Origin of the sequence: Nocardia sp. NPDC050793, assembly GCF_040654065.1 — a bacterium.
Lineage (GTDB): Bacteria > Actinomycetota > Actinomycetes > Mycobacteriales > Mycobacteriaceae > Nocardia.
Genome location: NZ_JBFAHG010000004.1, coordinates 573,717 through 587,067, shown reverse-complemented (window position 1 = coordinate 587,067; position 13,351 = coordinate 573,717). Strand labels below are relative to the sequence as shown.

At 69.4% G+C, this 13,351-nt stretch carries 11 protein-coding genes; 4 read left to right on the top strand and 7 right to left on the bottom strand.

Annotated elements, in window-relative coordinates:
- Nucleotides 1-2: 2 nt before the first annotated feature.
- The 4 genes from AB0H50_RS17355 to AB0H50_RS17340 are packed head-to-tail and all read right to left on the bottom strand — an operon-like array spanning nucleotide 3 to nucleotide 3,551.
- The gene (locus AB0H50_RS17355) at nucleotides 3-416 is read right to left on the bottom strand and encodes a carboxymuconolactone decarboxylase family protein (protein ID WP_357453038.1); all 414 of its coding nucleotides are present in this window, start codon (nucleotides 414-416) and stop codon (nucleotides 3-5) included.
- Nucleotides 413-1,282, bottom strand: coding sequence for an NAD(P)-dependent oxidoreductase (locus AB0H50_RS17350; protein WP_357453036.1), 870 nt, complete (start codon nucleotides 1,280-1,282; stop codon nucleotides 413-415). The genes AB0H50_RS17355 and AB0H50_RS17350 overlap by 4 nt, the downstream gene beginning before the upstream one ends.
- Nucleotides 1,279-2,031, bottom strand: a complete 753-nt coding sequence (locus AB0H50_RS17345; RefSeq protein ID WP_357453033.1) for an SDR family oxidoreductase — start codon at nucleotides 2,029-2,031, stop codon at nucleotides 1,279-1,281. Before AB0H50_RS17345 ends, AB0H50_RS17350 begins: the two co-directional genes overlap by 4 nt.
- A 50-nt stretch (nucleotides 2,032-2,081) precedes the next feature.
- Nucleotides 2,082-3,551, bottom strand: a complete 1,470-nt coding sequence (locus AB0H50_RS17340) for an aldehyde dehydrogenase (RefSeq protein ID WP_357453030.1) — start codon at nucleotides 3,549-3,551, stop codon at nucleotides 2,082-2,084.
- Nucleotides 3,552-3,794: 243 nt separating this feature from the next.
- Between AB0H50_RS17340 and AB0H50_RS17335 the strand changes: the two genes are divergently transcribed.
- The 4 genes from AB0H50_RS17335 to AB0H50_RS17320 all read left to right on the top strand — a co-directional run bounded on the left by AB0H50_RS17335 (nucleotide 3,795) and on the right by AB0H50_RS17320 (nucleotide 8,151).
- The gene (locus tag AB0H50_RS17335) at nucleotides 3,795-4,997 is read left to right on the top strand and encodes a cytochrome P450 (protein ID WP_357453027.1); all 1,203 of its coding nucleotides are present in this window, start codon (nucleotides 3,795-3,797) and stop codon (nucleotides 4,995-4,997) included.
- Entirely contained in the window at nucleotides 4,998-5,801 is an 804-nt protein-coding gene (locus tag AB0H50_RS17330) for an SDR family oxidoreductase (protein WP_357453024.1), read from the top strand.
- Between the two features lie 143 nt (nucleotides 5,802-5,944).
- On the top strand, nucleotides 5,945-7,549 hold the full coding sequence (locus AB0H50_RS17325) for a succinic semialdehyde dehydrogenase (protein WP_357453021.1): 1,605 nt from the start codon (nucleotides 5,945-5,947) through the stop codon (nucleotides 7,547-7,549).
- Nucleotides 7,550-7,665: 116 nt separating this feature from the next.
- Nucleotides 7,666-8,151, top strand: coding sequence for a glutathione peroxidase (locus AB0H50_RS17320; protein ID WP_357453019.1), 486 nt, complete (start codon nucleotides 7,666-7,668; stop codon nucleotides 8,149-8,151).
- A gap of 130 nt (nucleotides 8,152-8,281) precedes the next feature.
- On the opposite strand, the gene AB0H50_RS17315 is transcribed toward AB0H50_RS17320, so the two are convergent.
- From AB0H50_RS17315 to AB0H50_RS17305, 3 genes are read right to left on the bottom strand one after another with little or no spacing between them, the layout of a single operon-like run.
- Nucleotides 8,282-9,226 carry a MerR family transcriptional regulator gene (locus AB0H50_RS17315; RefSeq protein WP_357453016.1) on the bottom strand — a complete coding sequence of 315 codons (945 nt, stop codon included), beginning with the start codon at nucleotides 9,224-9,226 and terminating at the stop codon, nucleotides 8,282-8,284.
- A 56-nt stretch (nucleotides 9,227-9,282) separates the two neighbouring features.
- Nucleotides 9,283-11,208, bottom strand: a complete 1,926-nt coding sequence (locus AB0H50_RS17310) for a protein kinase (protein ID WP_357453012.1) — start codon at nucleotides 11,206-11,208, stop codon at nucleotides 9,283-9,285.
- Between the two features lie 3 nt (nucleotides 11,209-11,211).
- Nucleotides 11,212-12,993 (bottom strand): protein kinase, encoded by a 1,782-nt coding sequence (locus tag AB0H50_RS17305; RefSeq protein ID WP_357453009.1) that lies wholly within the window; start codon nucleotides 12,991-12,993, stop codon nucleotides 11,212-11,214.
- Nucleotides 12,994-13,351 lie beyond the last annotated feature (358 nt).

Sequence of the window (13,351 nt, the reverse complement as noted above, 5' to 3'; positions counted from 1 at the left end):
TGTCAAGAGTTCTCGGGCTGGTCGGCGGCGGCGCGCTCGGCTCTGGCGGCCTTCTTCTGCTGTGCCACGATTGTTCCCACCAGCAGGTCGAGTTTGGTGCCGTTCGGCCAACCCACGTAGTGGCACAGGAACAGCGCGATCTCGTGCAGCTGCTCCTCGGTGAGCTCCGCGTTGCGCAACGCGGCGCCGATCTGGATGCCCGCGGTGTCCATCAACCCCTGCGCGGTCAGCGCGCCGAGCAGCAGCAGGCGGCGGTCGCGCACGGTGAGGCCGGGACGCGACCACACGTTCGCGAAGAGGTGATCGGCGGTCATCGCGAAGTGGTCGCCGGGGTACTCCTGGAATTCGGTGCCGTAGACCTCGGCCATCTTGGCCAGCCCGCGCTGCCGGACGGTGTCGGATCCGTTGTCGGTCATGGATTCTGCCTTTCGAAGGTGTTGTCGCCGACGCCGAGACCGGGACCGAGGCGCTCCAGCGCCAGGCGGGCCAGCGGCAAGTCGAGATCCAGCCGGTCGCCGAGTTCCAGCGCAAGACCGAGGTCCTTCTCGCCGAGGTCGCGCACGTGGCGCAGGATGGGCAGCCAGAAGTCGTCCGGCTCGATCGGCGCGGTGCGGTCGCGCAGCATGATGGCGCCGGGGCCGCCGGTCACCGCGTCGGAGTGCCGGACGATCTTGCCCAGGGTGATGATGTCGAGTCCCGCGGCCTCGGCCAGCCGTTGCGCCTCGCTCGCCGCGCTGAACGCGACGAAGTGCAAGAGGTTGCGCGCCAGCTTCATTCGCGTCCCCGCGCCCACCTCGCCCGCGTGCACGACGAGATCGGCGAAACAACCGAAGGGCTCGCGCACCCGCTCGAACGCCGTCGCGCTACCGCCGATCATGACCGCGAGCCGACCCATTGTGGCACCGGGTCCGCCGCCGCTGACGGGTGCGTCGATGAGGTCGATGCCGTGTTCGGCGCAGCTGACCGCCAGGTCCTCGGCGGTCCGGTCGGCGATTGTGGAATGCACCGCGATCACGGTCCCCCGCGCGGCGGTGCCCGACAGCTCGGTGACCACGGCGCGCACTTGCGCGTCGTCGAGCACCGCGACGCAGACGATGTCGGCCGCCGCGGCGATATCGGTGATCGAATCCGCCACCGCCGCACCGGCTTCGGCGAACGGGCGTACCGCCTCGGGCCTGGTGTCGCACACCGTGAGCCCACCCGGCCAGGACAGCAACCGCTGGGCCATCGGCGCGCCCATGTTGCCGAGGCCGATGAATCCGACGCGTAGCGGTGCGTTCATGAGCGGAAGATCTGTCCGCCGTCGACGTTGAAGATCTGCCCGGTGACCCACGCCGCGTCGTCGGAGAGCAGGTACAGGCAGGCGCCGACGAGATCCTCCGGCGTGCCCATGCGTTTGAGCGGCAGCCGCTTGATCATGTCGTCCACGATGACGCCCGGTGTCACCGTCTTGGTCGCCTCGGTGTCGATGGGTCCCGGCGCGATGGCGTTGATCCGGATCTTCGATGCGCCCAATTCGAAGGCCAATTGCTGGGTGAGTCCGTTGACGCCGACCTTGGCCAGGCCGTAGAAGCCGGAGTACACCCAGGCGGCGGTGGACGACTGGTTGACGATCGAGCCGCCGCCCGCGCGCACCAGGTGCTGGAACACCGCCCTGGTCATGTTGAGCGCGCCGTCCATGTTCACCGACATGAACTTCTTGTAGTAGTCCCACGGCACGGTGAGCAGCAGGTCGAGTTTCATCTCGCCGTAGATGGCGGCGTTGTTGACCAGGTGGTTGATCGCGCCGAACTCGCCGACGGTGAATTCGGCCAGCGCCGAGGCGGATTCGGGATCGGCGACGTCGACCTCGCCGAACACGGCGGTGCCGCCCGCCGCCGCGATCTCGGCGGCGACGGTCTTGCCGCGCTCGACATTGCGGTCGGCCACAACGACTTTGGCGCCCTCATCGGCCAGCGCTTTGGCGTACACCGCGCCGATGCCCTGAGCGGCGCCGGTGACGATGACGGATCTTCCTGTGAATCGTCCCATGGGGTCGGCTCCTCCACATCTGTGCCGATCGGATTGCCGTCCAGCGGGTTTCAGCCCGCGGTGGCGATCAGCTTGGTTTCCAGGTATTCCTCGAAGCCGGCCACGCCCATCTCGCGGCCGATGCCGGACTGCTTGTAACCGCCGAACGGCGCGTCGGCGGAGTACCACACGCCGCCGTTGACGCTGAGCGTCCCGGTCCGCACCCCCTCGGTGACGCGCCGGATTCGTTCCGGGTCGACGCCCCACACCGAACCCGACAACCCGTAGGGGGAATCGTTGGCGATGCGGATGGCGTCGTCGTCGCCGTCGTGCGGAATGATCACCAGCACCGGCCCGAAGATCTCCTCGCGCGCGACGGTCGCACTGTTGGGCAGGTCGGCGATCAGCGTCGGCTCGACGAACCAGCCGCGCTCCCGCCCCTCCGGCCGACCGCCGCCGACCACGATCCGCCCGCCCTCGGCCCGCGCCGTATCCAGGTAGCCGAGCACCCGATCGCGTTGGCGACGCGAGATGAGCGGCCCGCAGACGGTGCCGGGTTCGGTGGGATCGCCCGGCTTCAGCCGTCCCATGGTGGCCGCGGCCACCTGCACCGCCTCGTCGTAGGACGCGCGCGGCACCAGCAGCCGGGTGGTGAGCGCGCACCCCTGTCCGGCGTGGACGCACACCGAAAATGCCGCGACGCCAACGGCTGCGGCGATATCGGCGTCATCGAGCACGATGAACGCGGACTTGCCGCCCAGCTCGAGGAAGGTCTTCTTCAGCGTCGGCGCGGCGGCGGCCATCACCAGCCTGCCGGTCTGCGTCGAGCCGGTGAAGCTGATCAGATCCACCCGCGGATCCACCGAAAGATGGGCGCCGAGACCGTGATCGGACGAGGTCACGATGTTGACCACGCCGGGCGGTATGTCGGTCTGTTCGGCGATGATCGCGCCGACCGCCGCCGCGCACCACGGAGTATCGGGCGCGGGCTTGAGCACCGCCGTGTTTCCGGCCGCGAGCGCGGGACCCAGTTTGGCGAAACCGATCTGGTGCGGGAAGTTCCACGGGATGATGGCGCCGACGACGCCGACCGGTTCGCGGCGCAGCGTCCGGCGCGTCTTGATGCCCATCGGCTCGGCGACGCCGAGATCCGTTTCCCACTCGTAGTTCTCGGCCAGCCCGGCCGCGAATGCCAGATCCGCGATCGGCCCCTCCAATTGCGGGCCTTTGGTGAGCATGACGGGCGCGCCCGCCTCGGCGACGGTGATCTCGCGCAGTGCCTCGACCTCGCCCTGCAACGCGACCCGCAGCTGTTCCAGGCACCGAGCGCGGAAGGCGTGGTCGCGGGACCACTCGGTGTCGTCGAAGGCGGTGCGCGCGGCGGCGATCGCGGCGTCCATATCGGCGGCGTTCGCGTTCGCGGCGAGGCCGACGACTTCCTCGGTCGCGGGGTTCACCGTCTCGAACACGCCGTCGCCGCCCTGGCGGAGTTTGCCGTCGATCAACAGGCGCGCACCGTCGGCGGGCAGGAGACTGCTCATGGTTGCTCCGATACTGTCCGGACAGGTGTACGGAATATAGTCCAGTCACACTCCGGCTTGCAAGAACATGTTTCACTATCGACGACCGAATCGCCGTGAGAACAGATCGCGAATACCGCCGATCCGTTGTCTCGATATTCGAGCGCTGGTACTGTCCAGACACATGTCCAGCTATGTGTCTTCGCGGACGGTGCTCAGCGCTGTCCAGCGTGAGAACTCGTTACGGATCAATCGGAGATCACCATGACGGCAGCCTCGCTGGAACCGCTGACCTTCGACCCGTACGACTACCGCTTCCACGACGATCCGTACCCCACCTACCGGAGGCTGCGGACCGAGGCACCGCTCTACCACAATCCCGACCTGGATTTCTGGGCGCTCTCCCGGCACGCCGACGTGACCGCCGGGTTCCGCGACGCGACCCGGCTCTCCAGCGCGAACGGCGTTTCGCTCGACCCGGCCGCGTGGGGCCCGCACGCGCACCGGGTGATGTCCTTCCTCGCCATGGACGACCCCCGGCACATGCGGATGCGCAAGCTGGTCTACAAGGGCTTCACCCCGCGCCGGGTGGCAGAAATGGAAGACCGCATCCGCGAAATCACCCTCAGCTACCTGGAACCCGCACTGGTACGCGAAAGCATGGAGTGGATCGAGGATTTCGCGGGCAAGCTGCCGATGGACGTGATCTCGGAGCTGATGGGCGTCCCGGAGCAGGACCGCGCCGAGATCCGCCGCCTCGCCGATCTCGTCGTACACCGCGAAGACGGCGTGCTCGACGTGCCGATGCCCGCGGTGGACGCCTCGATCAAGCTGTTCGGCTACTACACCGACCTGGTCGCCGAGCGCCGCCGCGCACCCGGCGACGATCTCGTCTCCGCGCTGCTGGACGCCGTCATCGACGGCGATCGGCTCAGCGATCAGGAGATCATCGGCTTCATGTTCCTGATGGTGGTCGCGGGCAACGAGACCACCACCAAACTGCTCGGCAACGCGCTGTACTGGGCGGCGCGATATCCCGGCGAGTACGCGAAGGTGGTGGCCGACCCCGGCCTGGTGCCGGACTGGGTGGAGGAGACGCTGCGCTACGACACCTCCAGCCAGATCGTGGCGCGCACCGCCGTCGTCGATCTCGACTACCACGCGGCGACGATCCCGGCGGGCGCGAAGGTGCTGCTGCTGATCGGTTCGGCCAACCGCGATTCCGCGGCCTTCGACGACGCCGACACCTACCGGATCGACCGGCCGGACAAGGGCAAGCTCGCCAGTTTCGGTGCGGGCGTGCACTTCTGCCTCGGCGCGCACCTGGCGCGCCTGGAAGCCGTTGTGGCGCTTCGTGAATTCGCCGCAAGGGTGCCCGCCTATCGCGTCGTCGACAGCGGAATCGTGCGCGTGCACTCGACCAATGTCCGCGGCTTCGCCGCGCTTCCCCTGACCGTGGAGAGGTAGATGCCCCGTTACGAACCCCACCCCGCCCGCAGGCCCTCGCTGATCGCGGGCGCCTCCTCCGGAATCGGCGCCGCGACCGCACTCGCGCTCGCCGAGCTGGGCCATCCGGTCGCCCTAGGCGCGCGGCGCGTCGACCTTTGCGAGGAGCTGGCGGCCAAGATCCGCGCCGACGGCGGCGCGGCCTTCGCCCACCGGCTCGACGTCACCGACGCGGACTCGGTCGACGAGTTCGTCACCGCCGCCGAGCGGGAACTCGGTCCCGCCGAGATCCTGGTGTCCGGCGCGGGCGATATCGAATTCTCGCTGGTGCAGGAGATGGATCCGGAACGATTCCTGCACCAGGTCGAGGTGCACCTGGTCGGCGCGCAGCGACTGGTGCACCGCGTAGTGCCAGGCATGCTCGCCAGGCGGCGCGGTGACGTGGTGCTCATCGGGTCCGACTGCGCGCCCGAGCCCCGGCCCCGCACCGGCGCCTACAGCGCGGCCAAGGCCGGGCTGGAGGCGATGGCGGTGCAGTTGCGAATGGAATTGGAGGGCAGCGGGATTCGCGCCTCGGTGGTGCGGCCAGGCCCCACGCTGACCAACATGGGCATGAACTCGACACCGGAGGTCGTCGGACCGTTGCTCGAGGACTGGAAGGTGTGGGGTTTCGCCAGGCACCCGCACATGCTGCGGGCCGGCGATCTCGCGGCGGCGGTGCTTGCCGTGGTGACGGCGCCGCGCGGGGCGCACCTGGTGCTCGTCGAGGTGCAGCCGGAGGCGCCGCTCCGTCCGATACCCGGCGCCACGGAGCCCAACCTCTAGCGGTGCCGCGCCAGAAACCAGCGCCGTCGACCGATCACCGAGAACTCTAGGTGAGACAATAAGAACGTGTTCTAATTTCATACCGAGGGACGCGCCCGGCGCACCGCGGGCGCGCGTCGCAATCGCACGCCTTGGAGACACCCATGAGCACAATCCACGCCACGGACGAGTCGACGGCGACTCTGCCGCCCCGGATCACGGCGGAACTGATCGCACGCCTGACCGGCATGGTCGCCGCCGGGTCCGGCGCGGATGCCCGTCCGCCGTTTCCGATGACCGAGGTCTACACCGGCGCCCACGTCGGCGACCTGCCGCAATCCCGGCCCGAGGACATCACCGAGGCCTTCGCCACCGCCCGTGAGGCGCAGCGGGAATGGGCGAGCTGGCCGCTGCTCCGCAGGCTCGCGGTGTTCGAGCGGGCACACGAGCTGTTCCTGCGGGAGGGCGAGACGATCGCCGACCTCGTCCAGATCGGCTGCGGCAAGACCCGGCGCATGGCGCTCGAGGAATCCTGCGACGTGCCGATGGTGATCAGCCACTACCTGAAGACCGCGCGCCGGGTGCTGCGGCCACGGCGGCGCGGCGGACCGATCCCCCTGGTGACCGCCTCGTTCGAGGAGCACCGACCCAAAGGCGCGGTCGCGGTGATCGCGCCGTGGAACTTCCCCTTCGCCATCGCGCTCTCCGATTCGGTGCCGGCCCTCATCGCGGGCAACGCCGTAGTGCTCAAGCCAGACAACAAGACCGCGCTGTGCGCGCTGTTCGGCGTCGAACTGCTGTATCGGGCGGGCTTGCCGCGCGGGCTGTTCCAGGTCGTCTGCGGCACCGGACCCGACGTGGGTCCGACGCTGATCGGCGGCTCCGATTTCGTCATGTTCACCGGTTCCACCGCTACCGGGCGGCTGGTCGGCGAGCAGGCAGGTCGCCACCTCATCGGATGCAGCCTCGAGCTCGGCGGCAAGAATCCGATGATCGTGCTGGACGACGCGAATCTCGACGACGCGATCGCGGGCGCGGTCTTCGCGGTGTTCGGCAACTCCGGCCAGGCGTGTATGCACATCGAGCGGATCTACGTGCACGAGCGGATCCACGACGAATTCCTGCGCCGCCTGGTCGCGGCGGCCGAGGAGCTCGGGTCGAAGATCGGCGCCGCCTACGACTACGCGCCGGAATTCGGCTCCCTGGTCTCGGCCGACCAGCTGGCCAGGGTGGCCGAACACGTGGACGACGCGCGCGCGAAGGGCGCGACCGTGCACACCGGTGGCCGCGCGCGCCCCGACATCGGGCCATCCTTCTACGAGCCGACCGTGCTGACCGGCGTCACCCCCGACATGGTCCACGCGACGGCGGAGACCTTCGGGCCGGTGGTGAGCGTCTATCCGTTCCGCGACGACGCCGAGGCCGTCCGCCTCGCCAACGACACGGACTATGGGCTCAATGCCAGCGTGTGGACAACCGACCTGGCCAGGGGCAGGCGGATCGCGGACCGGCTCGAGTCGGGCAACATCAATATCAACGACGGCTTCGTCGCCACCTACTCCGCCAAGGCCACACCGTCCGGCGGCGTGAAGCAGTCCGGCGTCGGAACCCGGCACGGCGACCAGGGCTTGCTGAAGTACACCGACACGGTGAACATCGGCGTGGTGAAAGTCCAGGTCTTGGCCGCCCGCGCCCGGCTGCCCTACGCGATGCAGGTCAAGACCACCCTGGCCACGCTGCGGCTGATGCGGCGAACACGGCTGCGCTGAACCGGACCGGGCCGCGCCGGACGGCCCTTTCGCCCTGGCTCGTCCGCCGCGCCGATCCGGTAGCGTGGCGCTCGGGGTGGACCCACCGAATCACAGAATTGGCAGGTGCGAGACGAGTGAGCATTCGGGATATTCCGCTACAGACCCTGATCGGTGCGCCGACGACGCTGGCCGAGCTGGCCGGTGACCAAGCGGTGCTGCTGGTCAATGTGGCGTCCAAATGCGGTCTGACGCCGCAGTACTCGGCGCTGGTCGAGCTGCAGCGGACCTACGGCCAGCGCGGGTTCACCGTGATCGGCGTGCCGTGCAACCAGTTCATGGGCCAGGAACCCGGTTCGGCCGAGGAGATCCAGGAGTTCTGCTCCACCACCTACGGCGTCGACTTCCCGCTGCTGGAGAAGACCGAGGTGAACGGCGAGAACCGGCACCCGCTGTACCAGGAGCTTGTCGAAACCGCCGACGCCGAGGGCGCGGCAGGCGACATCCAGTGGAACTTCGAGAAGTTCCTCATCGACCGGGACGGCAAGGTGGCGGCGCGGTTCCGCCCGACCGTGAAACCCGAAGACCCGGCGGTGGTTTCGGCCATCGAAGCGGTGCTCTAGAACCCGTCGTGCGCGGCCCGCTTTCGTGAGCCGCGCACCGCACCGGGTCCGGTCCCGCGCGGGCGGGCTGCCCGCTGACGGCGCGTCGCCAATACAGCTCCGCTCGCGACAAGTCTCGGATACCGCTCCGCTAGCGGCGAGTCGCCCGTGCCGCTCTCAGCGCCGCGGTGAACCAGTCGAAGATCTCGGCGAGTTCCTGCGGTGCGGGCCACCCGTTGACGGCGGCCACGAGCCGCCAATACCGCTCCACCCGTGCGTCGTTGGCGACCGTCAGCCGCTCCAGCAGCCAGCAGCGCAGGTCGGCGTCGTCGGCGCGGCCGAAGGTGCGGGCGTAGCGCGCGGTCAGCTCGTCGACCACCTCGGCCGCCCCGGGCGCGTCCGGAGCCGTGCCCGCGGCAAGCGCCGCCCCGACCTGGTCGCGCACGGCCTCGGTCAGTTCGTGGTGGAGGCCGGTGGTGTCGCCGTTCGCGCGCTCGCGAGCCTGGTACTCGGCCATCCGCCGCACGGCCGCGCGGAAATCCGCGTCCTGGACCAGTTCGGCCAATTCCATCCATGCTCGAACCTGTTCGGGCGTGGGATCTTCCGGCAGGTCGGGCACCGTCGCGCGGAGCAGTTCGACGAGCTCGGGATTCGCGTCGACACCGCCGAAGGCGTCGTCGACGAAGTCGTGGACGATCCTGCGGCGCTCGGCGTCGGTGAGCGTGGCCAGTCGGTGCATGGTGTTCATCTCCTCGGTGTCGGTGGCCCGCTGCGCGACCGCGCGCAACACCGCCCGCCGCTGCCGCAGGATCCGGATCTGGAGGTCGAGCGCGTCGGCGTGGGCCGCCGCCACCTCGGGCACGGTGCGTTCCCGCGCCAGCACCTGGCGCACGGTGTCCAGGTCGAGGCCGAGGGCGCGCAAGGTGCGGACCAGTTCCAGGCGGGCGATGGCGTCGGAGTCGTAGCGGCGGAAGCCGTTCGGGCCGATGGCGGACGGCGCGACGATTCCTCGATCGGCGTAGAAGCGGATGGTCTTGACCGTCAGGCCGGTTCGTCGCGCCACCGCGCCGATCGGGAGAAGCGTGTCGTCGTCCATGTCCGACAGCCTGGCGTCTCCCCTTGATGGAGAGGCAAGTCCGGGATCCGGCGCGTTCAACTCAGCGGTGCGGTGCGCCACCAATCCATGAATTCCTCCTGGGTGGCGATGAACCCGACGCTGTACATCAGGAAGCTCTCCCGCTTTTCGGAGCCAGTGAATACGGTGATCATGCGGGGGCGCTTGGCGGCGGGATGGCCGTGGAGCAGGTAGTTCGTATAGGTCTCGCGGCCGTGCTCGGCGGTGGAGCGGACGTGGCCGGGCAGCGAACCGACGGCGGCCTGCACGTCCTCGGGCGAGCGGTAGACGAACAGCTCGTAGCTGGCCTTGTTCGGGCCGCCGAAGCAGTACCAGTACGCGGTCCAGGTGCCGAAATCCGGTGCGCCCGCGTCCATCGCGTTCGCCGAACCCTCCGGTTTGGCGAAGCAGGTGGCTCCGTTGTGACCGGGGCCGGTGTGCACGACGTCGTCCTTGTCGACCTCGGGGGTCATGCCGGGGAATGCCTTGCTGATCGACGCGATGTCGTCCACGAGAGAGTCGGACTCGTCGTATTTCTCCGAGGTGGTGGGCGCCGCGGTGGTCTTCGCGGGGCGTTGCGTCGACGGCGACGGTTCGACGGTGCTCGTCGGTGCGGCGGAGCTGCCCGGCTCCGCCCCACGGTCGGCGACCACCGCGGTGACGGCGAGAATCGCGAGGGCGGCGCCCACGGCGACGCCGATCACCGGCGTGCGGCGCGATCGGCGGGACGGTGCGCGTCCGCGGCGGTCGTGCGGTCGCCCGGCGTGGTTCGAATGCGGCTGCGCACCAGCGGAACCCGGGGCGTGGATCGCACCGCTGTGCGCGGGTGAGGGCCGCCGGGCGCCTGCAACTGCACCGTAGGCGTCCGCTCCGGCTTCACCCGGACCGAACGCGGAGCGCGGCGGATATTCCTGCCAGGACCCCTGCTCGTCCGGCACGCCGGGCGAGGGCGAAGTTCCGGGTCCGTGCGTGCGATACCCGGGACCAGAGACGGGCGCGGGTCCCGAGGCCACGGGCGGAGCCGGGTATCCGGGCGTGGTCGGCGGGGCCGGACTCGGCGGAGGTGTCGCCTGCGGCCAGGCGCCCGAGCCGTCGCCGAAACCGTTGTCCGCCAGCGGAAAAGGACCGGACGCGGGTCCGCCGAACGCCCGCCGCGCCGCCTCGGCGAACTCCGTGCACGAGTCGAAGCGGTCGTCAGGGCGCTTGGCGAGGGCGCGCAACAGTACCGCGTCCAGCGCAGGCGGCAGGCCCGGCCGGACGGCGCTCAACCGCGGCGGCGGCTGTTGCATGTGCCCCTGGATGACCGCGACCGGGTTGCTCGCCTCGAACGGCACTGTTCCGGTCAGCATCCGAAACAGGCTGCACGCCAGCGAATACTGATCCGAGCGGTGATCGAGCACCGCTCCGGAGAGTTGTTCAGGCGAGGCGAAAGCCAGTGTGGCGGTGAACGTTCCGGTCTGGGTCAGCTTTCCGGTGTCGTCTCGGAAGCGGGCGATGCCGAAGTCGGTGAGGAACACCCGCTCCAACCCGCCCTCGGCCCGCTCCAACAGGATGTTGGCGGGCTTCACATCCCGGTGCAGCACGCCCTTGCCGTGCGCGAAGTCCAGCGCCTTTGCGGTCTCGGTGACGATCTGCACCGCGCGCTGCGGCGGCAGCGCGCGGGCGTCCAGCGACGCCGCGTCGACACCGTCGACGTACTGCATGGAGATCCACAGCTGCTCGCCTTCGACCCCGCGGTCGAACACGGTGACGATGTTCGGGTGGTCGAGCTGGGCGACCAGATCGGCCTCCCGCTCGAACCGGGCTCGAATCTCGGTGTCGAAGAACAGCTCTCGATTGAGCAGCTTCAACGCCGTCCATCGCGGCAATCGCGGATGCCGCGCCAGGTACACCGAACCCATGCCCCCGCGCCCGAGCAGGCGTTCGACGGTGTACCCGGCGAAAACCGCGCCGTTGTCCAGCATGCGTCAGTTCAGCGGCGCCGACCGCCACCAGCGCAGCACCTCGTCGATGCTGCCGACGATGCCGTCGGTGTACATCAGGAACTGCGCACGATCCGGATCGCCGGTGAAGACGGTGACCACCTTCGGGCCGCTGTTGTCGAATTTGTAGTTGGTGTAGGACTTTCCGCCGTTGCTGTCGGTCGACTTGCTGGCGTTCGACGGCAGGTTGTTCAGCGCCGCCTGCACGTCGGCGGCCGACTTGTAGACGTAGATGGTGAAGAACGGGTCGTCGTTGTTGCCGCCGCCGAAGCAGTCCCACTGGTAGGCCCAGTTGCCGAAATCCGGTGTGCCGTCGGTGGGTACCGAGGGCCGGTCCGGCGAGTAGGCGCCGCAGGTGGCGCCGTTGTAGCCGATGTCGCCGTCCTCGTCCGCCGGAACCATCCCCGGGAACTCGTTGCTGATCGCGGCGGCGTCGGCGGTCACCGGGCGCTTGCCGGTCGAGGTGCTCGTCGGCGACGCAGTCGTGGTGTCGCCGCCACCGGAGGACGAACTACTGCTCACCACGACGCCGATACCGATGACCACGACGATCAGCACCACCACGCCGACGGCCAGCGCGGCGATCAGTCCGGTGTTGGACTTGCGCGGCGGCTGGTATCCACCGCCCATCGCGTGCCCCCCGCCCATCGGCGGTCCTGGCGGCGACGCGAATCCGTACCCGCCGGACTGCTGCGGGTACTGCGCCGCGGGGCCGGTCTGCTGGTGCGGGCCGGTCGCGGTGGGCACTGGGCCCTGCGGCGTGGTCATCGGCTGACCGGTCAGCGGCTGCGCACCGCTGGTCGTCGGGCCGACCTGGTACTGCCCGCCGGTCACCGGAATCGGACCGCCGGTGACCGGATGCGGACCCGAGATCTGTTGCGGCGGACCGGTGACCGGGCGCGGACCGCCGGCCAGCGGCATCGACGGCACACTCTGCCCCGACAGCGCGGCCTGCGCCGCCGCGGCGAACTCCGAACAGCTGGCGAAACGATCGTCGGGCCGCTTGGCCATCGCCCTGGCCAGCACGCCGTCCAGTGCGAACGGCAGCCCTTGGCGCACGCTGCTCAGCGCGGGCGGCGCCGACTGGAGATGACCCTGAATGACCTGGGCCGGGTTGGTGGCCGCGAACGGACCGCTGCCGGTGAACAGCCAGAACAGCGCGCACGCCAGCGAGTACTGATCGGAACGGTGATCGAGCGCCGCGCCGGTGAGCTGCTCGGGCGAGGCGTAGGCAAGGGTGGCGGTGAAAGTGCCGGTCTGGGTGAGGTGGCCGGTGTCGTCACGGAGCCGGGCGATGCCGAAGTCGGTGAGGTACACGCGTTCGCCGCGGCCGCCGGTGGAGCGGGCCAGCAGGATGTTCGCAGGCTTCACGTCGCGGTGCAGCACGCCCATGCCGTGCGCGTAGTCCAGCGCGTCGGCGGTCTCCTTGACGATCTGCACGGCGCGCGCGGGCGGCAGCGTCTTCGGATCCACCGAGGCGGCGTCGATGCCGTCGATGTACTGCATCGAGATCCACAGCTGCTCGTCTTCCAGACCGCGGTCGTAGACCGTGACGATGCCGGGGTGGTCGAGCCGGGCGACCAGGTCCGCCTCCCGTTCGAACCGCGCCCGCACCTCCTTGTCGAAGAACAATTCCCGGTTCAACAGCTTCAGCGCCGTCATCCGCGGCAGCCGCGGATGTTTCGCCAGGTACACCGAACCCATGCCACCGCGACCCAATTGCCGTTCGATGACATAGCCGGCGAAAGCCTCACCGCTGGCCAGCATGTCTGCTCCAATTCCCGCCTGCACCGGGACCCGCCGGGAACAGGCGTACAGCATAAGAACGCGCGGTCAGCGCTTACCCGACCACGGAAAACATCGAAACCTTAGCAGCAGTCGCACGGTCCAAGGGTGCCCGAGGAGGCGGGGTACGCCAGGCGACATCCATAGCGAAAAGCTATGGCGGAGGGCGTGGTTCGGGCGGTTGCGGGCCGTTTCCCTGCCCCTGCCCGGTGGGCGCGATCCGCCCCCGCACCCGGTCCGGCAGCGCGATCGTGATCGGCCGCGGCACGCGCCGCGTCGACCGCGGGGGCACGGGCTCGTTCCATCCCTGCGCCGAACGGCCGGTGTCCGCCGAACCCTG